General features: G+C 36.0%; 21 protein-coding genes. 7 read left to right on the top strand and 14 right to left on the bottom strand.

Annotated elements, in window-relative coordinates; genetic code table 11:
- Positions 1-163: 163 nt before the first annotated feature.
- Together LCP48_RS17645 and LCP48_RS17640 are read left to right on the top strand one after the other, a co-directional pair.
- Positions 164-685, top strand: a complete 522-nt coding sequence (locus LCP48_RS17645) for a sigma-70 family RNA polymerase sigma factor (RefSeq protein WP_202341382.1) — start codon at positions 164-166, stop codon at positions 683-685.
- Complete coding sequence (locus LCP48_RS17640; protein ID WP_216485358.1) at positions 672-1,607, top strand: DUF4181 domain-containing protein; 936 nt, start codon at positions 672-674, stop codon at positions 1,605-1,607. Before LCP48_RS17645 ends, LCP48_RS17640 begins: the two co-directional genes overlap by 14 nt.
- A gap of 36 nt (positions 1,608-1,643) precedes the next feature.
- On the opposite strand, the gene LCP48_RS17635 is transcribed toward LCP48_RS17640, so the two are convergent.
- From LCP48_RS17635 to LCP48_RS17605, 7 genes are read right to left on the bottom strand one after another with little or no spacing between them, the layout of a single operon-like run.
- Positions 1,644-2,882, bottom strand: a complete 1,239-nt coding sequence (locus LCP48_RS17635) for a hypothetical protein (RefSeq protein ID WP_004226025.1) — start codon at positions 2,880-2,882, stop codon at positions 1,644-1,646.
- Positions 2,883-2,905: 23 nt separating this feature from the next.
- A complete protein-coding gene (locus LCP48_RS17630; protein ID WP_004226027.1) occupies positions 2,906-3,604 on the bottom strand; it encodes a response regulator transcription factor in 699 nt (232 codons plus the stop codon).
- Positions 3,605-3,642: 38 nt separating this feature from the next.
- Complete coding sequence (locus LCP48_RS17625; protein WP_009371436.1) at positions 3,643-4,395, bottom strand: sensor histidine kinase; 753 nt, start codon at positions 4,393-4,395, stop codon at positions 3,643-3,645.
- A gap of 37 nt (positions 4,396-4,432) precedes the next feature.
- A complete protein-coding gene (locus LCP48_RS17620; protein WP_004226029.1) occupies positions 4,433-5,425 on the bottom strand; it encodes an ABC transporter ATP-binding protein in 993 nt (330 codons plus the stop codon).
- Positions 5,422-6,435, bottom strand: coding sequence for an ABC transporter ATP-binding protein (locus LCP48_RS17615; RefSeq protein WP_225340400.1), 1,014 nt, complete (start codon positions 6,433-6,435; stop codon positions 5,422-5,424). Before LCP48_RS17615 ends, LCP48_RS17620 begins: the two co-directional genes overlap by 4 nt.
- A gap of 15 nt (positions 6,436-6,450) precedes the next feature.
- Positions 6,451-7,371 carry a nickel ABC transporter permease gene (gene nikB, locus LCP48_RS17610; RefSeq protein WP_004226032.1) on the bottom strand — a complete coding sequence of 307 codons (921 nt, stop codon included), beginning with the start codon at positions 7,369-7,371 and terminating at the stop codon, positions 6,451-6,453.
- 14 nt (positions 7,372-7,385) lie between these two features.
- The gene (locus LCP48_RS17605) at positions 7,386-8,288 is read right to left on the bottom strand and encodes an ABC transporter permease (protein ID WP_009371432.1); all 903 of its coding nucleotides are present in this window, start codon (positions 8,286-8,288) and stop codon (positions 7,386-7,388) included.
- A 182-nt stretch (positions 8,289-8,470) separates the two neighbouring features.
- Here LCP48_RS17605 and LCP48_RS17600 point away from each other — a divergent pair, with 182 nt between their 5' ends.
- The 4 genes from LCP48_RS17600 (at position 8,471) to LCP48_RS17585 (ending at position 13,585) form a co-directional block, all read left to right on the top strand.
- Positions 8,471-10,030 (top strand): glutathione ABC transporter substrate-binding protein, encoded by a 1,560-nt coding sequence (locus LCP48_RS17600; RefSeq protein WP_004226035.1) that lies wholly within the window; start codon positions 8,471-8,473, stop codon positions 10,028-10,030.
- Between the two features lie 44 nt (positions 10,031-10,074).
- Entirely contained in the window at positions 10,075-11,325 is a 1,251-nt protein-coding gene (locus tag LCP48_RS17595) for an amidohydrolase family protein (RefSeq protein WP_225340399.1), read from the top strand.
- Entirely contained in the window at positions 11,322-12,539 is a 1,218-nt protein-coding gene (locus LCP48_RS17590; RefSeq protein WP_225340398.1) for an amidohydrolase, read from the top strand. Before LCP48_RS17595 ends, LCP48_RS17590 begins: the two co-directional genes overlap by 4 nt.
- A gap of 146 nt (positions 12,540-12,685) precedes the next feature.
- On the top strand, positions 12,686-13,585 hold the full coding sequence (locus LCP48_RS17585; protein ID WP_009371424.1) for a DMT family transporter: 900 nt from the start codon (positions 12,686-12,688) through the stop codon (positions 13,583-13,585).
- A gap of 20 nt (positions 13,586-13,605) precedes the next feature.
- Here the strand turns inward: LCP48_RS17585 and LCP48_RS17580 are convergent, their stop codons facing one another.
- The 7 genes from LCP48_RS17580 to LCP48_RS17550 form a co-directional block, all read right to left on the bottom strand.
- On the bottom strand, positions 13,606-14,817 hold the full coding sequence (locus LCP48_RS17580; RefSeq protein WP_004226041.1) for an MFS transporter: 1,212 nt from the start codon (positions 14,815-14,817) through the stop codon (positions 13,606-13,608).
- A gap of 9 nt (positions 14,818-14,826) precedes the next feature.
- The gene (locus LCP48_RS17575) at positions 14,827-16,095 is read right to left on the bottom strand and encodes a TRAP transporter large permease (RefSeq protein WP_004226042.1); all 1,269 of its coding nucleotides are present in this window, start codon (positions 16,093-16,095) and stop codon (positions 14,827-14,829) included.
- The gene (locus tag LCP48_RS17570; RefSeq protein ID WP_004226043.1) at positions 16,076-16,573 is read right to left on the bottom strand and encodes a TRAP transporter small permease; all 498 of its coding nucleotides are present in this window, start codon (positions 16,571-16,573) and stop codon (positions 16,076-16,078) included. The genes LCP48_RS17575 and LCP48_RS17570 overlap by 20 nt, the downstream gene beginning before the upstream one ends.
- A gap of 241 nt (positions 16,574-16,814) precedes the next feature.
- On the bottom strand, positions 16,815-17,861 hold the full coding sequence (locus LCP48_RS17565) for a DctP family TRAP transporter solute-binding subunit (protein WP_004226044.1): 1,047 nt from the start codon (positions 17,859-17,861) through the stop codon (positions 16,815-16,817).
- A 57-nt stretch (positions 17,862-17,918) separates the two neighbouring features.
- Positions 17,919-18,953, bottom strand: coding sequence for a DctP family TRAP transporter solute-binding subunit (locus LCP48_RS17560; RefSeq protein ID WP_004226046.1), 1,035 nt, complete (start codon positions 18,951-18,953; stop codon positions 17,919-17,921).
- Between the two features lie 280 nt (positions 18,954-19,233).
- Positions 19,234-19,902: a response regulator gene (locus tag LCP48_RS17555; RefSeq protein WP_004226048.1), complete on the bottom strand. Its 669-nt coding sequence runs from the start codon at positions 19,900-19,902 to the stop codon at positions 19,234-19,236.
- A complete protein-coding gene (locus LCP48_RS17550; RefSeq protein WP_004226051.1) occupies positions 19,899-21,386 on the bottom strand; it encodes an ATP-binding protein in 1,488 nt (495 codons plus the stop codon). Before LCP48_RS17550 ends, LCP48_RS17555 begins: the two co-directional genes overlap by 4 nt.
- Before the next feature lie 915 nt (positions 21,387-22,301).
- Between LCP48_RS17550 and LCP48_RS17545 the strand changes: the two genes are divergently transcribed.
- Entirely contained in the window at positions 22,302-23,570 is a 1,269-nt protein-coding gene (locus tag LCP48_RS17545; protein WP_004226054.1) for an L-lactate MFS transporter, read from the top strand.
- Positions 23,571-23,645: the final 75 nt, after the last annotated feature.

Raw genomic sequence — 23,645 nt, 5'->3', positions numbered from 1 at the left:
CCATATTTATGGTTGCCAGAATAATTCAAGATAAAATACCCTTTTATTGTGTGAAGATTTTTTCATTTTATGTCCATCGTGTTAATGCAACTTTTTGGATTTTTTTGAAACCAACTAAGATTGGGTTACGACTATAGAGTGAATGTGAATAGGAGGTGTTTGGGTGAGTGAGCATTTAGCGACCATTATGCAAGAACACGGAGAATATTGCTTACGAGTGGCTTATCTTTATGTAAAGGACTGGGCAATAGCTGAAGAAATAGTCCAGGATGTCTTTTTTTCTTATTATCGGCAACAGGATCGCTTTGAACAAAGAGCATCTCTAAAAACCTATTTAGTTAAAATAACTGTACATAAAAGTCATGATTATTTACGAAGCTGGAAAAATAAACGCCATCAACTTTTTGAAAAATTGCATATTGGTGCAAGTAAACGAACACCAGAAACGATGCTATTAGCACAGGATGAACGGACAACCTTAACAAATGCTTTATTTGAGTTACCTATTACTTATAGAGAAGTCGTCATTCTTTATTATTATCAGGAATTAAAGGTTAGAGAAATTGCAGATATTCTTACATGTGCAGAAAATACAGTTAAAACCAGATTGCATCGGGCAAGGAAAATGTTACAGGAAAAATTAGTGAATAGTGAGTGGGAGGTGTTAATGGATGACAACTTTTAAAGAGAAATTGGATCAAGAACTTGGCGAAGCACCACGATTTACACAATCCTTACAGGAGGATATTTTACGGCAAGTGCGGAAAACAAAAAAAACAAGACGCTGGACATATCCCTTGATCATCATAGGCACGATTGTCATGTTTCTATTGATAATAGAAATCGGTCCATTAGGGCAGATAGAGCAAACGCAACATGCTTCAATTGTTCAATTAGCACAGCAGCAATCAATAAAAAAATATACAATGATTTATAATTCGGATGAGGAGATCTTTAAGGCTGGAAGACCTGGGTTTGTCATTGGACAACGGGTAATGGAGCAAAGTTCAGAAAAAGAGTTATTACATCAACTATTACAGCAAGCTACAATGACACAAATGAATGAGCGTACCTTTTTTAGATTACAACGTGATGTCTGGGTAGAGTTTGAAAAAGGGCAGGTTATAAAGCTGAAAATGTTCATAAACGAGGAGGATATCGGAATTGTTGATTATGACAACCATTCATTTTATAAAGTAGATAATAAAGAGCTGGCCAAGGCTTATTTAGATCTTGCTCTCAAAGAAGATGCTAAATTGGGAATGTCAGGTTTAATCGTTATGCTAGTTATTTTTCTAGCTATCCAAATGCTTGGCGATAAACTAATGAGGAAAATGTTTAATATACCAAAGGAGTATGTCAATAGTCATCATAGACGTGCTGTTTGGGCTATTAAAATTTTGAATATCATTATGCTTCCGCTATTCATGTTAAAAGGGTGGATTTTATTTACTATCATCATCGGAGGATATTTAGCTGTCATCCTTTTCAGCTCTATTTTTGTCGACTATTACTATGGCCGAGAGGAGAAAAGACATTATCTTTCTATTAGTTCAGCCTTTATCGGAGTGCTATCCCTAATCCTATTCATTTATTATATTAGTTAAATAAACGAATAAACCTGAACCCGAATCATCTCGAGTTCAGGTATTTTTTTCTATCGTTTCAGTCTGAAGCATTAATTGATAAATACTCGAGATCATAAAGCTGGTAGCTAATCCGTAAAGCGTATTAAAGCTTAAACCAACACCAATTCCAATGATCATGGAAAGCAGGATGACAAGCCAACTATGCTTATGAACATGGCGATTCGTAAATAAAAGGATTAACACAAACGGTAGCATGGTAATGTGCAGAAAGGCAAAAGAATAAATAACACCTAAAATCGTTAAATCGATAGATAAGAAACAGGTGAATAAAATAATCATCAGGCCAACCAAATAGAAATAATAGGGTCTTTTCGTCACAAAAAAACGTTTCGTTGCCCGCATGTCTACAAGCAAGGTTGTGATAATGGCTAATAGGACAATGACGAGAAAAGCAAATGTCAGAAAGCCTGGTTGCACTTCATATAAAAACGTAAAAATCAGTACTTGGAATTGGCCAAATGATCCGCTGTATAGGGCAATCATTAATATTGCCGTAAATGATAGCGTTAATAACGCTAAAATTACACCTGAGGAAAACAGACTGCTACGTACTTTTTTTGGTTTTATAAAGGCAATTAAATACCATGTTGATTTATCAAAAAATACTTGTCCTAAAACGGCTAGTTGAATAATGACATAGAACAGCAGAATTTCGCTATTTTTAAAATAAAATAAATAAGGGTGATATAAGCGAATACCCTCATATACTGTGCTTGCCCCATTTAGTACAAAGTAATAAATAGGGATAAAAATAAGTAATGAAAAAAGAGCAATAATAAATAAAATTTCCAACCATAGTATACTTTTCACTGACATGATGCGGTCAAGAAGTAAGATGCCGATTAAAAAGAAAAAAAGTGTTATAGGGACTGGAATATTTAACATAATTTCAGACAATACACTAATGCTTATTAATTGAATAAGCCAAAGTTCAATACCTGTTAACAAGTAAAATAGACGTATAACCTTTAAATTCATTCCAGACAATTTACGCTGTATGGTAAAGAGCAAAAAACTTTGTGTATGCTGATTTTGTGTGTAGTCGCTCTTATTCAACAATGAGCCAAGTATGATAAACGAAATAGCTGTTGCTAATGTATAACAAATGCCCGCCATAAAACCAAAAGAAATAAGGGCTGAAGGAGAGGACAATAATAAATTACCATTAATCCATCTCGCTAAAAGAATAATGACTCCTGCTGCTGTGCTTAAACTTGCAAATGGAACAAGCAATGAAAACTTCCTTAACATACTATCTAAAGACCTTTACTCATTTTAGAGGATTTATATTGACGTGGTGATTGATTATATTTTTTCTTAAACGCAACACTAAAATAGTGCTGACTATTAAAACCACAGCTCTCAGCAATTGCAGACATACTTGTGTCAAGATTTTCATTGATTTTCTTTACAGCCATTTCTAGGCGATAATTATTAATATATTCATTAATGCCAATAGACTGCTCCTCCAAAAATTTACGACTTAAATAGCTCGGATTCAAATGAATTTTTTCAGCAATAATATTGAGACTCAGTTTTTCATAATAGTTTTCATGAATATAGGAAAGTGCGCTTTGAATCGCATCATGGTTAGAACTCCACACCTTATATTTCTCCACAATAGCATCTAATTCACTTGCAATGACTGGTTTTGTAAGATAATCCTTTACCCCGATACGCAATGCTTGTTGGGCATATTCAAAGGTTTGATAAGCTGTTACCATGATGATGTCTACCTCATAAAGCGCTTTTAATTCCTTGCTCAACGTGATTCCATCTTTCCCAGGCATTTGAATATCCAAAAAGGCGATAGTCATACGGTGCTTCTTAGCTAATTGCAGAGCTTGTGAGGCATCTTGGGCAGTATGGAAGGTCCAATTCGGAAAATGTGGCTTTAATAAATAAATCATTTGCTCAAGCTCTAATGGCTCATCATCTGCGATTAAAATATTCATGGTGAGATTCTCCTTTCTCCTTCCAGTTGATAGAATGCCTAAGCAGGAACATGGATGGTAACGATGTAATGCTGTTCATTGTTTTGAATCGAGAATAAAATATTTTCTAGCCCATAGATAAGCTCAAGCCGTTTTCTAATATTTTCGAGCCCATAACCTTGCTGCAGTTCGTCTACTACCTGTTCAGTAGTCATTTCTATTTTTTCTAAAGGCTGTGTATTTTTAATTTCAATTAATAAGCTATTATCCATTTTTTTGATTGTAATGGATAGCTCTGCAGGTCCTATATGTTTTTCAAAGCTATGTTTATAGGCATTTTCAATAATGGTCTGCAGAATAAAAGGTGGTATTTGGACGGATAGTGCTTCATCATCAACATATTTATTTACAGTCAAACGATGGCCAAATCGCAATTGTTGAATATTTAAATAACTATCGACAAATTGTATCTCGTTCTTTAACGCAATTAACACCTCATGATTATTGTATTTAAATTTAAAAAATGTTGCCAATGCCTCAATGCCCGCAACCAAATCTTCCTTCCGATTGATGCGAGCTAGGCTTAATAATGAATTTAATGCATTAAAAAAGAAATGTGGCTGTATTTGCTGATTCAACTGGAGAATATTTGCTTTTTGTAAATCCTGCTCAAGCTCTAAATTTCTTTTTTCCTCCTCAAGGCTATCGATTTGCTTTTCGAAAATAAATATAAAAGTAAGCAGAAAAGCTCCAATAATTGGAGCAATTACACATAGGAGAATATATATGTTGAAGGTTTCTGGTTGTAACATAATGACCTCTCCGTTTATTTTATAAGTGTAAGATACATTAAACTAAATTTTCTGCGAAATGGCAAGCTACCTTATGTGTTGCAGTGATCGCTCGTAGTGCTGGTACTTCTGCTTTACATTTATCTGTTGCGAATGGGCAACGTGTGTGAAAGCTACAGCCAGTAGGGGGGCTAAGAGGTGATGGTAAGTCACCTTTTAAAATAATACGCTCCTTACGATGCTGCTTATCAATGACAGGTATAGAAGAAAACAGTGCTTTTGTATAAGGATGATGTGGCTGAGTAAAAAGAGAATGCTTATCAGCAATTTCTACGACCTTTCCAAGATACATCACCATAATACGGTCTGAAATATGTCGAACAACACTTAAATCGTGTGAGATAAATAAAAAGGTTAAATCTAAATCTCTTTGTAGTTGTTTTAGTAAATTTAGTATTTGAGCTTGAATGGAAACGTCTAGGGCAGAAACAGACTCATCACAAATAATAATTTTAGGATTAACAGCAAGGGCTCTAGCAATACCAATACGCTGACGCTGACCACCAGAAAATTCATGTGGATAACGCTCTAAGTATTCAGGACGTAACCCGACAAGGGACATTAATTCAATCATACGTGCTTCTTGTAGCTCAGGTGGTACAATTTTTTGAATAGACATGGCCTCTCTTAACATTTTACGAATCGTTCTTCGTGGGTTAAGGGACGCATAGGGATCTTGGAAAATAATTTGAATGTCCTTGCGTGCCGCACGAAGCTCTTTTTTGCTCATATTCACTAAATTTTTACCGAATAACAATACCTCTCCAGCAGTAGGCTCATCTAATCTTAAAATAGAACGACCAGTTGTTGATTTTCCGCAACCAGATTCTCCAACAATACTGAGGGTCTCACCAGGCATGATGTCGAAAGATACCCCATCCACAGCTTTTACAACCTGCTGTGGACCGAAGAGCTTTTCTTTTTTTAAGAAAAAATGCTGCTTTAAATCATTTACTTGTAATAGTGGTTGTGTATGTTGCGCTGTTGTCATACTGTCAGCTCCTTCAAAAGTGTTTCTCCTTGCCATTCATTACTGTACATCCAGCATCTTACCTTTTTTCCTTGCTCAACAGTCAAAAGCTCAGGTTGTTGTTCACGACATAAATCCGTAGCAAAAGGGCAACGTTCTGCATAACGGCAGCCAATTGGATAATTATAGGGACTTGGGACAGTTCCGTGAATAGTAGATAATTCTTCTTGGTCTTCGTATAGCTTTGGTAATGATTGAATTAATCCATTTGTATAAGGGTGTAGCGGTTTTTCAAAAAGACTTTCTGTTGTGCCTTCTTCTACCACCTGCCCCGCATACATAACAGCAATCTTATCGCAGATTTCTGCTACAACACCAAGGTCATGGGTAATAAAGATAATGCTCATGCCTAGTTGTTTTTGCAGGTTTTGAATAATATCAATAATTTGAGCTTGAATAGTTACATCTAGAGCAGTCGTCGGTTCGTCAGCAATTAACACATCTGGTGTACACGCTAGTGCCATGGCAATCATAATACGCTGTCGCATCCCACCACTTAACTGATAAGGCTCCTGCTTCGCTCTTTTTTCGGGTGCAGGAATCCCAACTAGGCGAATCATATCGACAGCCTTTTGCCATGCTTCTTTACGTGATAAGCCTTGGTGCAATCGAATGGATTCAGCAATTTGCTCTCCAACGGATAACACAGGATTTAAGCTTGTCATAGGCTCTTGGAAAATCATCGAGATTTTATTGCCTCGAATTTTACGTAGCTCTTCATCAGAGAGTTTCAAAATGTCTCTATTATTTAATAAAATTTCGCCATTGATGATTTTACCAGGAGGCGATGGTACTAAACGAAGTAATGACAGGGAAGTCATGGATTTCCCACAACCAGATTCACCAACAATGCCCAGTGTTTCTCCTTTTTGAAGCGTAAAGGATACCCCATCTACAGCTTTGACAACCCCTTCACTCGAATAAAAATAAGTTTGTAAATTTTTTACTTCCAACACGGTTTCTTGTTTCATCCGTTTATCCCCTCCTTAGTTTAAATCCATTCGTTTATTAAAGAATCGGTACATTATGTCTACAAAAAGATTAATGAAAACAAATATTAATGAGGCAACAAGAACGCCACCTTGTACGACTGGTATATCACGTGTTCGAATGGCATCTACAATCATTCGTCCTAATCCGTTTACAGCGAAAACCGATTCAACTAAAACTGTTCCACCAAGTAAACTACCAAACTGTAAGCCTACTACTGTAATAACTGGAATCAAGGCATTGCGTAATGCGTGTTTTAAAATGATGATGTACCCTTTTAAGCCTTTTGCTTTCGCTGTTCGTATATAGTCTTGGTTTACAACCTCTAACATACTAGAGCGAGTCATACGAGCGACGATGGCAGCTCCACCAGCACCAAGTGTGACAGCTGGTAGAATAATATGTTTGGCACTATCCCAGCCTGCTACAGGAAGCCAGTGTAACTGTACAGAGAATACATACATTAATAAAATTCCTAACCAGAAGCTTGGAAGGGAAATTCCTAATAAGGCGACAACCATTAATCCTACATCCATCAATGAATAAGGACGGATAGCGGAGATAATACCCGCAATAAGCCCCAGAACAATGGTGATTAAAATACTATAAAAGGCTAGCTCTATTGTAATTGGTAATCGGGAGGTAATTTCCTCGAATACTGGTTGATTATTTTTTAAAGAGTTACCCATATCTCCTTGTAGAAGATTTTTAATATAGTCTGTATATTGAACTGCTAATGGTTTATTGAGTCCTAAATTTTCACGTAATTCTGCCACTGTTTCTTGAGAAGCTCCTTCTCCTGCTAAAATAATCGCTGGGTCTCCAGGAATCATCTGCATAATTAGAAAAACAACAAGCGTTACACCAAGTGTCACAGGAATAATTTGAGCTAGTCGTTTTAAGATAAATAATGTCATGTGTCTTCTCTCCTTTAATTTTTCATTCTTGGATCGAGTGCATCGCGTAAACCGTCACCAAATAAGTTAAAGCCTAATACAAGTATAGAAATCATAATACCTGGGAATAGCGCCATATAAGGAGCGGTAAATAGGAAATCTCGTCCGTTAGAAAGCATGGCACCCCATTCAGGAGATGGTGGCTGAGCACCTAAACCTAAAAATGATAGACCTGCTGCAGATAGAATAGCGGTTGCTAAGCGCATAGATGCTTGTACAATAATAGGTGATAAAATATTTGGAAAAATATGCTTAATTAAAATCGTCATATCATTTGCTCCAAGTGTTTTGACAGCATCGATATATTCTAATTTTTTAACTTCCATTGTTGAACCACGTACTATACGAGCAAACATGGGAATAGAGAAAAACCCAACAGCAATTGTGACATTGATAAGGCTTGGTCCCAATGCACTGACAATCGCTAAAGCTAGCAAAATACCAGGGAAGGCAAGCATGATATCTAAAATTCGACTAATAATAGAATCAACCCATCTGCCATAATAGCCAGCAATAAGGCCTAAGAAAGTGCCGATTGTACCGCCGAATAAAACAGCTGAAATACCAACACCAATTGATAAACGGGTTCCATATAAAATTCGACTTAAAATATCTCGCCCTTTGTCATCCGTTCCCATTAGATGGTCAACGCTTGGCCCTTGTAATTTTTGATCTAATTGTACGTCGTAGGGATCGTAGGGGGCTAAAATGGGCCCGAGAAGAAACATCAATATATATAGAAGAATGATGATGCCTCCTGCGACAGCTGCTTTATTTTTTTTGATTTTGTTTAGGAAAGACACAAGATTCTTTTTTCTAGATGCCTTGCGTGCATTCACTAAAACAGAACGATCAATAGTAGTTGCTACTTTATTCATATCGAATACTCCTTTTCTATTTGAGTTGATTTCAATTTAGTGAAAAGCGTAAAGAATGTAAATATTTTATGGCTTATTAGTCAGAAAATTTAAAAAACACGTAAAAATATTAAAAAACAAGTGAATTTTATTTCTTTATAATTCGAAATGTAAGGAACAAATCACACAAGGAGGAAATGTTGATGAAGAAAATGAAGTTGTTTTTATTCATGGCACTAATGACTGTACTTATTCTGCAAGCCTGCTCTACTGCTAGCAATAATAGTACAGAAGGTTCCAAAGAGGGATCAAAAAGCGTAGGAGGAGAATTAGTTGTTCTAAGAGCAGCAGATGCGACAAGTCTTGATCCTCACTTTATTACAGATATTCCATCAGCAAATATTATTCATGGCAAGGTATATGAAACACTTGTCGCTTTTGATAGAGATCGTAAAATTGTTCCATTACTTGCAAAAGAGTGGGAGCAAAAAGATGAAGTCACTTGGACATTTACATTGAATGAAGGCATTAAATTCCATGATGGAGCAGATTTTAATGCAGAGGCTGTAAAAGCGACATTTGACCGAATTCTAGATCCTGCAACTGGATCACCACAGCGTGATAAATTATCTATGATTAGTGAAGTAGTGGTAGATGATGAATATGTTGTAACGTTGAAATTAAAAGAACCATATGCTCCGCTTCTATCTATTTTAGCCAGTCAAGAGGGGAGTATGATGAGCCCAAAAGCGATTGCTGAAGCAGCGGACGAATTAGCAACTCATCCAGTAGGAACAGGCCCATTTGTATTTGAAACTTGGAAATCTGGTCAAGAAATTACTTTAACTTCGAATGAAGACTATTGGGGAACTGTACCGAAACTAGATAAAGTAACATTTAAAGTTGTACCAGAGGATTCTACTCGTCTAGCAATGATTGAAAGTGGAGAAGCACATATTGCTGAACAAGTACCTGTAACAGAGATTGATCGTATTGAAAATTCTTCAACAATGAATTTATTCCGTGCAGAAGGACTAGCTGTAGAATTTATCGGATTCAATGTGAAAGATACGTTATTATCGGATGTAAAAGTACGTCAAGCTATTAGCTATGCTGTTGACCGTGAAGCAATTATTAGCGGTATTTATGATAATGTAGGAACACTTGCAAATTCTGCAATGAGTCCAAAAATTATTGGATATTCTAGTGAAACGAAACCGTATGACTATGATGTAGTGAAAGCTAAAGAATTGTTAAAAGAAGCTGGCGTTCAAGAGGGAACAAAAGTTAAATTACTGACAAGTGACCGTAAAGAGCGTATCAACATGGCGGAGGTTATTCAATCTCAATTAAAAGGAATCGGATTAGATGTTGATATTCAAGTAATGGAGTATGGTGCATTTATTTCTGAAATTACGAAAGAACAGCATCAAATCTTTATTAGTGGTTGGGGTAATGCAACGGGTGATGCTGATTATAACCAATACAATCTATTCCACACTGCATCTATGGGGCCTCCAGGAAACCATTTCTACTATTCAAATCCAGAAGTAGACAAGCTAATTGAGCAAGGGCGTTCTGAAGCAAACCAAGAGGCACGTAATGAAATCTACAAAAAAGCAATGCAAATCGAGTTAGACGAAGCTGTGTATATTCCAGTGCGTAACTATGAGCATTTAGCAGTTTACAGCAATGCTGTAAAAGGTTTCTGGTTAGATGCATCTAACTACACGATGATCAGTGGCGTTGAAATTGTAGAGTAATCAAATTTGGTGATAGACGAAAAAATACCAATTGGGAGGAAACTATGAGTAAACTATTGCTGAAAAATGTGAGATTAGAAGAAGCATATGAGCGCGAAAATGAACACATTGTTGCTACTCGTACAGGTATTTATGATGTTCTAATCGAAGATGGGCATGTTCAACAAGTAGATAAGGATATAGTGGCTGATGAAGATGTAGAAGTAATAGATGCACAGCAGCAACTATTAGTCCCTTCATTCCGAGAAATGCATATTCATATTGATAAAACGTATTTCGGCGGAGAATGGCAGGCACCAAGACCCATTACTAAAGGGATTTTAACACGCATTGAAGAAGAAAGAACACTACTACCTAAACAATTGCCGACAGCTGCTTATCGAGCTGAGGAAATGGTGAAGTGGCTCATTTCCCAAGGACACACACATATTCGTTCCCATTGTAATGTTGACCCACAAATTGGGACAAAGCATATTGAAATGACAAAACAGGTTTTAGCAAACTATCAAGATCAAATCACCTATGATATTGTGGCCTTTCCACAGCATGGCTTATTACGCTCCAATGTAGAGGGACTAATCCGTGAGGCAATGGCGATGGGAGCAACGCTTGTTGGAGGCGTTGACCCATCCATTGTAGATCGCAATATCGAAAAGTCATTGCAAACAACGATGGGTATTGCCCAAGACTATAATGCAGGGATCGATATTCATATTCACACAGCGAACACACTAGGCGAATTTGAATTTTATAAACTGATTGAGTTAACGAAACAGGCGAAAAAAGAAGGTCAAATCACAATTAGCCATGCGATGGCACTAGCTGATTTAGAACAGTCACGTTTAGAAAATTTAGTTCAAGCCATGGCTGAGGTACAAATGGATGTAACAACAACTGTACCAATCGATTTGAACCGTTCGACCCTACCAATTCCTTATCTTTATAACAATGGTGTAAAGGTATCAGTCGGACATGATAGCTTAACAGATCATTGGTCACCTTATGGTACTGGTAATACGATTATGAAATTAAATGTCATGGCGGAGAGATTCCGTTTTATTGATGAATATTCATTAAGTCGAGCTTGGAAATACGCCTCGGGCGGTATCACACCATTGAATGATGCTGGAGAACGGGTTTGGCCACAAGTTGGTGATAAAGCGAATATGCTGTTAGTGGATGGCGTGAGCACTGCCCATGTGATAGCAAGAAGATGCCCAATTACTACGGTCATTTCACAAGGCAAAATGATTCACCAACAGGATGTAGGAGAGTTGAAAGGAGAATTCAGATGAAGCACTGGCTGACAAATGTTCTACTTGAAACAGGAGAATATCTAAAGGAAAATAATACAGTTGGAACGAAAGTGGAGCTTTTTCACCTTGAAATTACAGATGGCTTCATTTCGCAAATTGTATCCGCAACAGACGCAATCGATTCTCAAAACGAAGTCACAGATATGAAAGGGAAGCTGCTATTACCTGCCTTTAAGGAAATGCATAATCATTTAGATAAAACATACTTATCTTTACCGTGGAAGGCTTGTGTGCCCGTAAAGAATTTAAAGGAACGACTTGATCGTGAAGCACAAGAGTTATCCGTTCTTGCTACAACAGGTAAACAACGTGCGGCTGCAATGATTGAAAAAATCCTTAAGAATGGTGCGAATCATATTCGTACACATGTCAATATCGATCCATACATTGGTTTGAAAAATTTAGAAGGTGTACTAGCGGCATTGGACGATTATAAAGATGTCGTGACATCCGAAGTCATTGCCTTTCCACAGCATGGTCTATTAAGAGATGATGTCCCTAAATTATTGCGTGAAGCTTTACGCAATGGAGCGACGATGATTGGCGGCCTAGATCCAGCTGGCATCGATAACTCGATTGAGCCTTCTCTTTATGAAGTGATGGATATTGCACAGGAATTTAATGTTGATGTCGATATTCATTTACATGATGGTGGGCATGTTGGGTATTATACAATCGATAAATGGATAGATATCGTGGAGGATGCCAAATATCAGGGGAGAACGGCGATAAGTCATGCCTTTTCACTTGGTGATGTATCTATCATGGAGCAGCATAAAATTGCAGATCGTTTAGCACAACAACAAGTGAAAATAATGTCAACGGTGCCATTTGATTTGCGACGATTAATTCCACCAATTGAATTACTAGCAGAGCGCGGCGTGGATGTCCACTTTGGTTGTGACGGCTTTTATGATTCTTGGAGTCCTAATGGCTCAGGAGATATTTTAGAAAAAGCGACTACTTTTGCAGACATTTCTCGTAAACTTGACGAACGTTCGATTCGACAAACATTAAAATATATTACAAATGGTATCACATCATTGGATGCAAATGGTCAGAAGGTTTGGCCGAATGTGAAGGACGAAGCAAGTTTTGTATTCTTTGACGCAGTTTCAAGCGCTGAAGTTATTGCACGTAAACCATCCAACCGAGTGGTTATGTCTAAAGGTAAGTTTATCAACAAAGCATAAATCTAAATCCCCCTTATTTAGATAACATAGCAAACTAGAAATTTTCTAGTTTGCTATACTTATGTTTTAATAGAAAAGATGAATAAAGGAAAGTAGATTTACCATTACTTATGTAGAAATCTCTTTATTTGCGGGTGTGATAAAATATGAAACAACTAACAATCTATATGATTTTATTTAGCTGTGTATTTTTTTGGGCTAGTAACTTCATTATTGGCTCTATTTTAATAGACCATTGGGATCCTTTAACAGTCGCCATTTTTAGATTGATTGTCATTGTTCTGTTTTTAGGAAGTATTAGTTGGAAAATAATTTTCCGAACAACATTTACAAGAAATGATTTATTGTTATTGATCCTTGCAGGAATACTAGGCGTTTCCATTAATCACTATAGCTTTTATGCTAGTCTCCAGCACACTTCTCCTATCACTGCCGCTTTAATATTAGCCTGTGCACCGATTGTTACATCTCTACTGAATAAAATGATCTATCATGAATCACGGAACGGCATTTTTTGGCTAGGTGCAATACTTTCATTTGTTGGTGTTGGCCTCATCATTACAAAAGGGGCACTTATCACCATTTCAATCGGTTTGGGTGAAGTGTTGAGCTTAATTACAATGCTAAGCTTTGCTTTGTTCCTCATTATTGTCAATCATCTTAGTCAGAAAATGTCAGCCCAGTCGATTACGTTCTATACAAATTTAATAGGTTTACTGGTGCTCGTGCCGTTTTCATTTACTATTTTGCCGCAGACGAATTGGCAAGTTGCAATGCCCTATTGGTTTTTGCTCATTTTATCAGCGATTATTATCCACGGGGTAAGCAATTTAATATGGAATCAAAAAATGAAGGAGGTTGGCTCAACAAATGCGTCACTGTTGTTAAACTTTGAGCCAGCTATAGCCATGCTATTGAGTGCGGTATTTTTAAAACAATTCCCTACAAGTGTTCAAATATATGGCTCTTTATTAATTTTAGTAGGAATTTTGTTGTGTATTTATTATAAAGAAATGAAAGCAATTGTCCTTGTAAAAAAACAATGAATTAGCAAAAAAAGAGATGCTCATTTTTTGAGTACATCTCTTTTTTGCTGTTTCTGTAGCGAATTTAAAATAAATAGGTATGTTATTGGCAGAAAAGCAGTAATGATTACGATACCATGCCACTGAAATAATGACCAAACAGGGCTTAGTATTGTACTTCCAGAGGCCACCCCAAGGTAATAAGCGACCAGATATAGACTAGAGGCGCTTCCTTTTTGATAAAGAGCTAGCCGACTTACCAATGAGGAAGTTAATGCATGAGCAGTAAAAAAACCTAAACATGCTAGACAAAGTCCAATTACAATAATGAAAAGTGACTTGCTTAATGTAAAAAGTATTCCCACAGTTAATAAACAAACACCAAATGTTCGAATGGTATTTAATCCAACTTTTCCTGCAAGTGCATTAGCAATAGGCGAACCAATAATACCTAAACCATAGGCTAAAAAGATAAAAGAAATGCTTTGTAAAGATAATAGAAAAGGAGGCGCTGTTAAGTAATAGGGAATAAATGACCAAACCCCAGTAAAGGATAATTGTAAAATAACTCCTAAACCAAAAAGTATTAATAATTGAGGGTTTTTCAAATGGAACCAAAAGCCTTGTAAATCTTGTTGAATCGTACGCTGTTGTACCGAAAAATTTTTGGATTTAGGTAGCATCCACCAGACAATTACCATAACGATGCACCCCATAATGGCTAATGAAACAAATGCCATTTTCCATGATAAATATTCAGTGATATACCCCATCATGAGTCTACCAATTGTTCCGCCTAGTGCATTACAAGAAATATACAATGCAGTGGCAAAGCCCATTGATTGTTGATCAATTTCTTCACTAAGATAGGCAAGTGCTGCTGCAGGTACACCTGCAATAGCAAAGCCCTGAATAAAGCGTAATAAAATAATAGTAGAAAAAGAATCAGTTAGTGGCATGAAAAAAAAAGGTATGACAGTAAAAACTATGGATAAATGAATGAACAAAACTCTTCCATAACGATCTGATAAAAAACCTAGCACGATTAATCCAACAATTACTGATAGAGTAGTCATAGATACGGATAGACTTGCAACGGATACAGAAATATGAAATTGCTCTGTAAAGAAAGGGAGCAGGGGCTGAACAGAATACATTGCAGCAAAGACAAAAACGGAAGCCCCGCCCAAACTAATGACAATTGTCCAAAAAGAGCGATCTCTTATTGAATAACCCTTTGTATTTATACCCATCTTAAAGCCTTATTTCATTTGCTCTGGTAACCAGAGAGAAAGTTGTGGGATTAAGACAACAAGTGCTAAGAAGATAATCATTAAAATGATAAACGGTATAACGCCTTTTACCACTTCCCCAAGTTTTTCTTTTGCTATCCCACTTACCACAAAGAGATTCAATCCAACTGGTGGTGTGATCATACCTAATTCCATATTAATCGTCATAATAATGGCAAAGTGTAATAGATTGATATCGAAGTGTGCAAGAATTGGCAATAATATTGGTAAAGTGATTAAAATAATAGAGACAGCTTCTAAGAACATACCCATAATAAAGAACAAAATATTGACAATGATCATAAAAATCCACTTATTTAAATCACTTTCAGCAATCCATGCGCCAACTTGTTGTGGTACTTGTGCATTAGTTAAATAAAGCCCAAATAAAGAAGCGGCACCTATTATTAAGAAAATCATAGCGGTAATATTAATAGATTCTACTAATACTTCGCGGAAATCCTTTAGCTTCATTTCACGATAGATAAATAAGGATACAATAAGGCCATAGAAAACTGCAATCACCGCTGATTCAGTTGGTGTCACAACTCCTGAATAGATTGTTCCTAAAATTAAAAAAGGTAAAAAGGCTCCCCAAATGGCTTTTAAAGATTTACGCCCACGTTCTTCCCAAGAAGCTGGTTGATCTCCATTAAATCCATTGCGTTTCGCATAAAAGATGGCAGCAATAATTAAAATGCCTGTTAAAGCTAATCCAGGAAGAACCCCAGCCATAAATAATTCACCAATTGATTGCTCCGAGGTGATACCATAAATAATTAATGGAACACTCGGTGGAATTAAAATTCCTAATGTACCACCTGCTGCAACAAGTCCCATCGAATAACGTTTTTTATAGCCTGCTGAAATCATTGCAGGGATCATAATAGAGCCGATTGCTGCTGCTGTGGCAGGTGAAGAGCCTGAAATAGCGGCAAAAATAGCACAGGCAACAATTGTAACAACTGCAAGACCACCTGGCAGGTGACCAATCCATGCACGTAAAGCTTCAATTAAATATTTTGATATTCCACCGCGCGCCATTAATACGCCAGCCAACACGAATCCAGGGATGGCCATCATAGGGAAGGAATCTAATGCAGTAAAAATGCGCTGTGGAATCATATTCATATTAAAATCTATTTGGAAGAACACTAGAATTGTTGATAGTGCTAAGCTAATAGCAACAGGAACTCGTAGAAATAATAGCAAAAAGAAACTAAGTAAGAGGATTAGCATATTCTTCATCCTTTCCTCGTAGAATATTAACTAATCGTTCTACGAATCTTAGTAAAAATAAAATACCTGAAAGAGGTAGGACTAAATAGACAATCCACATTGGAATCCCTATATCAAGTGAAACCATACCAGATGTATAGCGATTTTCCACTAAAACAAAACCATAGTACGTGTAAATTAAGCAAAAGGCGATGCTCAAACCTGTTGCTACTAAATCTAATAGACGTTTTTTTGATGGCTTTAACTTGTCATATAGAATATCCACCTGTATATGCTGATTGTGGCGAAGAGCTAACCCGAACCCCAAAAATGTACCCCAAATTATAGAATAGCGTGCTAATTCCTCTACCCATGCTTGTGGTTCATTGAATATGTAGCGCATAATAACCCCATAAAAAATGAGTACAACACCTGCTACGAAAAAAATTCCAGCAAGAATTTCTTCTAAGTAGCCCCATATTTTATAAACGGTCTTCATGTTGTTGCCTCCTTTATTTAAAGTTAAAAACGGATGCTTTTATTCCCACTGTAAATGTTGCAGTTTGAAGTGAGCTTCTTAGCACCCGTTTGTAAGTAAGCGATATACTAATAAAATTATTGATATTGACGATAAATCGTCTACTACAGTGCAACTTCCTAACAAAGAATACCCAAGAAGTTGTTACGATTTTCTTACATCAACCAATTGTTGGAATAGTAAGTTTTTTTAAGAACTCTGTTTATTTTAAATCACGAATACCATTAATGAGTTCTTCTGTGATAACATCAGTAAACTCTTCATAAACTGGTTCCAGTTGTTTTTTGATGGCTTCTTTTTCAGCATCTGATAGCTCAATGACTTCAATACCAGAGTTTTTAATGTTTTCGAATGATTTTTCGTTTTCTTCCGCAGCTAAATCCCAAGCTAACGTTGTTGCCTCATTTAATGATTCTTCAACTGCTGTCAATAGCTCCGAAGGTATTTTTTCCCAGAATGTTTTGTTTACAAAGATGGCATAGTCTAGACGACCATGTTCAGACACGGAGAAGTACTTTTGAACTTCTTGATATTTTTGAGTATCAAAGTTATTAAAAGTGTTTTCTTGTCCATCTACTGTTCCTTGTTGTAAGGCAGCGTATGTTTCACCAAATGCAATTGTCGCAGAACCAGCATTCAAAGCTTTAAACTGCGATTCTAAAACTTTACCTGCTTGTGCTCTGAATTTTAGTCCTTTAAAATCGTCCACTGTCACAAGTGAGTGTTTGTTATTGGAAAAGTGTTTAAAGCCATTTTCCCAGAAAACGAGACCTTTAATATCGTTAGCTGCTAGTTGGTCAGATTCTAGAATCAGTTTTGCAACATCTGAATTAAAGAACTTACGAGCATGCTCTTGATTTTCAAAAAGGTATGGCATATCAACATATTGCCAACGAGGATCGATTTTTACCATTTTCGTTACAGAAGGAGCAATCATATGCACATTTCCTGATACTAAGGCATCTAATTCATCGTTATCTCCATAAAGTTGCGAGGATGGATAAACCTCAACTTTCACTTTACCCTCTGTTTTTTCATCTACTAATTTTGCAAATGCCTCAGCTGCTTTACCTTTAACACTATCAATTGAAGTTACATGCGAGAATTTAATAACAAGAGGTTTTTCTTTGGTGTAGCCACCATCTCCCTCAGCTGCTGGAGCAGAAGCTTGTTCTTTTTTGTCGCCACCACAAGCCGCAAGTACTAGTAAAAGCAAAGCCATGAATGACATGAAAAGCCATTTTTTCATTCTATATCCCCCTAAAATATATATTTATAGTTAAAAGGGCAACCTTTTAAACCCTAGCTAATGAAATTGATTTTTAGGAAGTGCCTCAATATATTTAAAACCATAATTTTCTGTATAATAGTCGTATACAGGTTTAAAGGCGTTTTCCCAATCCTCTATTTCTTCCTCCGTTAAATAATGAATTTGTATGCATTGACATGCTTCCATTTCCTGAAGTCTTTCTGCACTTAAATTCTCTGCTTGTTGCCACTCCCATGTTTGTACTTCCTCAAGAGTATCAATCAAAAGCTCCTGTACATTTTTAGGGAGGGAATTCCAAAATTCATTATTCATTAATAACAAATAGCCTAGATAGCCATGATTACTAATAGTTAAGTAATCTTGAAGTGAATGTAGATTTTTGCTTGTAATATTAGTGAGCGTATTTTCTTGCCCATCAACATTGCCTTTTTGTAGTTGATGGAAGACCGTATTAAAATCGATTCGTCTAGGATAGGCACCGGCAATGGAAAATTGCTCGGCTAAAATATCACTTGGCATTATTCTCATGCGTAAGCCTTGTAGATCAGTTAAGTTTTGGATGGGACGAATACTATTACTTAACTGTTTAAAGCCACTATCCCATATGCCCATCGAGATTAGATTGTGTTTATTTAATCTCTTCATTAATGATTGTCCAACTTCGCTTTCAACATATGTATGAACTTCTTGTGCATTTTTAAATGCATAAGGTAAATCCATGACAGACCATTCGGGTACAAACGTAGTAATTTTTGAAATGGCAGGGGCAATCATCTGAATATCTCCTCTTAAAAGAGCATTCATCTCCTCACCATCCTTGTACAGTACACCATTCGGAAAAACTTGAATCTCTACATGACCATTACTTCGTTCCTTAATAAGCTCCGCAAATTTAATTGCTGCCATTCCTTTAGGTGTGTTTTCACCAACAACATGTGAAAAGCGAATGACAATTTGTTCTTCATGACTTAATTGCTCATTGTCAGTTGGATAGGTTTGCTGTTGACAGCCTATAAGGATGGTTAAAAAACATAAGTTTAAGAAAAGTACTTTTATAGGGTTACGCCACATGTCAATTCACTCCTAACTGTATAAGATGTGAACGCTTTCTATTGTATTTTATACGAATAAATATTCAATATTATGGTTTTAATGAACATTTTGGTATTTATGGTATATAACAATTAGTTATATTGATAAATTGTTATAATACAAGATGATTGCTAGAGAAAAAAGAATCTGCTTACTTTTCTTTTATTAATGTGCATAGTAAAGCATCATAAAGCTATGCATAATAAGAAAAATAGCAGATTCTATATGAGTTTTTATTTTAATAACTATTTGTGCTCAACTATTTTATAGAATAATATTTCGTTGGTCGTCCAACTGTTCCATATTGTAGTTCAATGCTAACGGTTCCTTTAGTTGCTAAAAAATCTAGGTATTTTCGAACTGTGACCCTTGCCATTCCAACATTTTGGGCCAGCTGCTCGGAGGTTATAGCTACTCGATATGTTGTTAAATAATCTAATATTTGTTTCATCGTTAAATTGTTTAAGCCTTTAGGTAATTCATTTGACCCTTGTTGTATACCTAGCCAATTATCAATATCCTCTTGATTTAAGGCCGTGCAATTAGAAAATAACTTAGAGCTATTTTTATATTGCTGTAAAGCTTTTTCAAAACGTTCGAAACGGAAGGGCTTAATGAGATAATCGCTTGCACCAAATCGTAAAGCCTCTTGAACAGTCGGAGCATCCCGCGCAGCTGTTATCAGAATAATATCTGAGGGAATCCTTTCTGAACGGAGTTTTAAAAATAATTCCATACCAGTCATATCTGGTAAAAACATGTCTAGTAAAATTAAATCTGGTTTTTTCACTTTAATTTTTTCGTAAGCATCACGACCAGTGATCGATTCGCCTACAAGCTGAAAACCAACCATTTTATTTAAAAAACCTTTATTTATTTCAAGCACCATTGGATCATCTTCTACAATAAAAACTGAAAGTATGCTCATTGTTCTTCTATCATCCCTACCTCAATAGTAATATTTGTACCGATATTGACTGTTGATTCAACTTGTATATTTCCGTTATTAGATTCTACAATTTGTTTAACAAGTGCAAGGCCAATACCATGTCCTTCCTTTTGTTTGGTAGTAAAACCATATTCGAAAATTCGATGCGGTAAACCTATTATCCCCAAGCCACTATCCTGTACTTCTATATATAGATAATGCTTATCGCCAATTAACGTTAATCGTACATCTTTATACGTACACTCAAAGCATGCTTCCATCGCGTTATCCAGCAAATTCCCAATTATTGTTACCAAATCACCACTAGAAAAACCGCTCATAATATCGTCTAGTTTTGAATCATCATCAATGGTCAGTTCCACGCCGAGTTCTTTTGCTCGCGAGTACTTCCCAAGCAATAAACCTTGGATCGAGTAATCAAGTATTTTATCATGTAAAATTTGTATAATTTCCTCTTCATCCGTAATTTCATCAATAATAAGACTCAAAGCTTCATCATTACGATCTAGTTGAATTAATCCTGCAATACTATGTAAACGGTTCATATATTCATGCTGTTGAGCTCGTAAGGAATCCACAAGCATTTTAATCCCTGTTAATTCTTCAGCTAACATATTTGCCTCTTTACGATCCGTTAACATTATAAGGTATCCAGCATTTTGATCTAAAATTCGAATAGGGAATGTGCGTACTAAATACATCTGGTCATGTATAAGTAAAGGTCTATATATTTCATGCTGCTGTAAAATGTCTTCCGCAAGCCATGTCCCATTAAATAATTCTTTGCGGGAAATTCTCTGTTCAAAGAAATGAGTATACTGCCTTGCGAGACGGTTAATAAATGATACATTACCGCTTTCGTCAGTTGCTAATATACCGATATCCATTGCCTGTATAATGCCAGATCGCTCTTCGACTAAGCGTGCGATTTCGTATGGTTCTAAGTTAAATGTTTGACGCTTTAGGTGATTAGCCACCCAGACTGAACCACCTAATCCAATAGCTAGTCCCCAAAAAAGAGAAATCAATATATCAAATTGATATTCATCTAGTAGGTTGTACCATTTTGGGGTGAGTAACCCAACTGTAATAACACCAACTTGTTGTGTACCTTCTTCATTCATTATAGGAACGAATGCACGGATGGAATAGCCAAGCACTCCCTGAGCTTTTGATATGTATTCATGCTGTGAAAAAGCTTCTATTTCGTCTCCACCCTCAAAAACTGTGCCGAGTTTGCTCTCGGAAGGGTGAGAATAGCGGATTTTATTCATATCAATAATCACGATATAATCAACATCAGTTGTTAAACGAATTCTCTCCGCAATAGGTTGAATAACTTCAAATCCATTCGGCTTCCCAACATTATTTTGTACATCTGTCAGTTGTGAAACGGTTCTCGCGATAGCAATGGCTCGTGCTCCAAATTCTTTCTCAAATGCACCCGAAAGGTTATGGATCATGATAGCACCACTTGTTGCTATAGAAAAAAGGACAATAATAAACGAAAAAATAAACATTTTTAGACGTAAAGATATATTTTTCATAGACATATAAAAGAGCGATAGCTATTAGCTTTCTTTTATACATTCATCACCCCAATTCTACAAAATAAGCATGTTTACCTTAAAACATACTAAAAATTCTTAGTTTATACTAAATTACCATAAATAACAAAGCTGTTGTAATACAAGATTTGTTGAAGAGTATTTTTTTTATTGTGTAGTATAACAAAACAAATGATAAATATGATTTATATTGTTGTAATGGCATACATATGCCAGAAAATTGGACTCTAATATATATATTTGAATAATAAAAAATTTTTCACTTTCAATAAATAATTTGAAATATACATTGATTGTATTGTAATTTTTTTAAATTAGAATAAAAATATGGAAATAAAAGACAGAAACCAGCTTTTTATTCATACATATAAAAGTAAAAATCTTGTAGAAAATAGTTTCAAATTTCTCTTCTGTTCTTAAAAATTCTAGCGTAATAAACTAAAGAAATAGTTCTTTCTTTAGATAGATAATAGAAATTAATATTCTAATTAAGATTTTATTCATAAACAGCATGTGAAAATATACACAAAAATAATTATTTGAGAATAATTAATATATAACGATAAAGTAGAGTAGAAAAATAATAAAATCTAGTATATGTAGATTTTTTAGTTTGTGAAACTTTATTTTTCTTAGAGGCTGTAAGGTTTGCTTGATTTTAATTTTTAAGAAAAGAATGAAAAACTTTTTGGAGAAATAATATTTTTTAGAAAAACATCTTGCATTTGAATAATTCTAAGTGGTAAATTGTTTTACATGGACGTTCATAGAATTTTCACAGGTAGCAAAAGAGGGGAGAAATGAGAATTTATGAATAAAAATAGATGGTTAATTGCATTATCTGCAATCGCTATTCACCTTTCAATCGGTGGAGCCTATGCATACAGTGTATACAAGCTACCGATTGTCACAGAAATGGGATGGAGTGAAACAAAGGTAACGATTGCCTTTACCATTATGATGGGATTAGCTGGGTTCTCAGCTGCATTATTTGGTAGTTTAGTAGAAAAAATGGGACCACGTAAATCGGCGATGGTAGCAGCTGTCTTATTTGGAGCAGGACAAGCTGGTGCTGGTGTAGCCATTTCAATGGATTCTGTTGTTATGTATTGGTTAACATATGGTGTTCTTAGTGGATTAGGAATGGGGATTGGCTATATTGCACCTGTATCAACACTTGTAAAATGGTTCCCAGACCGTCGTGGTCTAGCTACAGGTATGGCCGTACTTGGTTTTGGATCGGGTGCACTTATTACAGCACCAGTCGCAGCCAACTTAATGGAGGCAGTTGGCATTTCTACAACATACTTTATTCTAGGGGCAAGTTACTTCACGTTAATGATTTTAGGGGCATCATATATAGCACCACCTAAGCCAGGTTATATGCCTGCTAATATGAAAGCAGCTGCCAATAATGGTAAGGACGTAGTGAAAAAAGATTTAGCTGTTATGTCAGCACGAGAAGCTGTTAAAACAAAGCACTTCTGGATGCTTTGGTCAATGCATTTAGTTAATGTAACAGCAGGGATTATGATGATTTCTGTTGCTTCACCAATGGCACAGGAAATTGTCGGTCTATCAGTAGCAGGTGCTGCCGCAATGGTAGGAATTATGGGGTTATTTAATGGTGGTGGTCGTTTAATCTGGGCCGCTGTGTCTGATTATATCGGTCGTTCTAACGTTTTCGTTATTTTCTTTACTGCACAGCTAATCACATTTATCGTTTTACCACATACAACTAACGTAATTATTTTCCAAGCACTTATCTTCTTAGTTGTTAGTTGCTATGGTGGTGGGTTCTCAAATCTACCTGCATTTGCAAGTGATTTATTTGGCACAAAGCAACTTGGTGTGATTCATGGTTATTTATTAACAACGTGGTCATTGGGTGGAGTTTTTGGACCATTGTTAGTAAGTGCAATCAAAAATGCGTATGGAAGTTACATTCCTGTATTCTATGTATTCGCAGGTTTAATCGCAGCTTCGTTGATTATTTCCTTAACGTTACGTGCAGATGTACGTAAGCAAACAGCTTTAAAAGCAGCGCAAAATGTTGGAGATGTATCTGCTACACAATAATATGAACTTTCAATTTACTATATAGGTGTCATTTCGAGGATGGCACTTATATAGTTATTTTTTTGAATTACTTGT

The sequence above is a fragment of the Lysinibacillus capsici genome, assembly GCF_020217405.1.
Classification (GTDB): domain Bacteria; phylum Bacillota; class Bacilli; order Bacillales_A; family Planococcaceae; genus Lysinibacillus; species Lysinibacillus capsici.
This window is presented reverse-complemented; position numbering and strand designations above follow the sequence as displayed.

Excerpts from the sequence above, each read along its gene's own strand:
- LCP48_RS17640 (WP_216485358.1), top strand. The coding sequence starts at position 672 with ATGACAACTTTTAAAGAGAAATTGGATCAAGAACTTGGCGAAGCACCA.
- LCP48_RS17630 (WP_004226027.1), bottom strand. The coding sequence starts at position 3,604 with ATGAATATTTTAATCGCAGATGATGAGCCATTAGAGCTTGAGCAAATG.
- LCP48_RS17625 (WP_009371436.1), bottom strand. The coding sequence starts at position 4,395 with ATGTTACAACCAGAAACCTTCAACATATATATTCTCCTATGTGTAATT.
- LCP48_RS17620 (WP_004226029.1), bottom strand. The coding sequence starts at position 5,425 with ATGACAACAGCGCAACATACACAACCACTATTACAAGTAAATGATTTA.
- LCP48_RS17615 (WP_225340400.1), bottom strand. The coding sequence starts at position 6,435 with ATGAAACAAGAAACCGTGTTGGAAGTAAAAAATTTACAAACTTATTTT.
- nikB (WP_004226032.1), bottom strand. The coding sequence starts at position 7,371 with ATGACATTATTTATCTTAAAACGACTAGCTCAAATTATTCCTGTGACA.
- LCP48_RS17605 (WP_009371432.1), bottom strand. The coding sequence starts at position 8,288 with ATGAATAAAGTAGCAACTACTATTGATCGTTCTGTTTTAGTGAATGCA.
- LCP48_RS17600 (WP_004226035.1), top strand. The coding sequence starts at position 8,471 with ATGAAGAAAATGAAGTTGTTTTTATTCATGGCACTAATGACTGTACTT.
- LCP48_RS17595 (WP_225340399.1), top strand. The coding sequence starts at position 10,075 with ATGAGTAAACTATTGCTGAAAAATGTGAGATTAGAAGAAGCATATGAG.
- LCP48_RS17590 (WP_225340398.1), top strand. The coding sequence starts at position 11,322 with ATGAAGCACTGGCTGACAAATGTTCTACTTGAAACAGGAGAATATCTA.
- LCP48_RS17585 (WP_009371424.1), top strand. The coding sequence starts at position 12,686 with ATGAAACAACTAACAATCTATATGATTTTATTTAGCTGTGTATTTTTT.
- LCP48_RS17580 (WP_004226041.1), bottom strand. The coding sequence starts at position 14,817 with ATGGGTATAAATACAAAGGGTTATTCAATAAGAGATCGCTCTTTTTGG.
- LCP48_RS17575 (WP_004226042.1), bottom strand. The coding sequence starts at position 16,095 with ATGCTAATCCTCTTACTTAGTTTCTTTTTGCTATTATTTCTACGAGTT.
- LCP48_RS17570 (WP_004226043.1), bottom strand. The coding sequence starts at position 16,573 with ATGAAGACCGTTTATAAAATATGGGGCTACTTAGAAGAAATTCTTGCT.
- LCP48_RS17565 (WP_004226044.1), bottom strand. The coding sequence starts at position 17,861 with ATGAAAAAATGGCTTTTCATGTCATTCATGGCTTTGCTTTTACTAGTA.
- LCP48_RS17560 (WP_004226046.1), bottom strand. The coding sequence starts at position 18,953 with ATGTGGCGTAACCCTATAAAAGTACTTTTCTTAAACTTATGTTTTTTA.
- LCP48_RS17555 (WP_004226048.1), bottom strand. The coding sequence starts at position 19,902 with ATGAGCATACTTTCAGTTTTTATTGTAGAAGATGATCCAATGGTGCTT.
- LCP48_RS17550 (WP_004226051.1), bottom strand. The coding sequence starts at position 21,386 with ATGATCCATAACCTTTCGGGTGCATTTGAGAAAGAATTTGGAGCACGA.
- LCP48_RS17545 (WP_004226054.1), top strand. The coding sequence starts at position 22,302 with ATGAATAAAAATAGATGGTTAATTGCATTATCTGCAATCGCTATTCAC.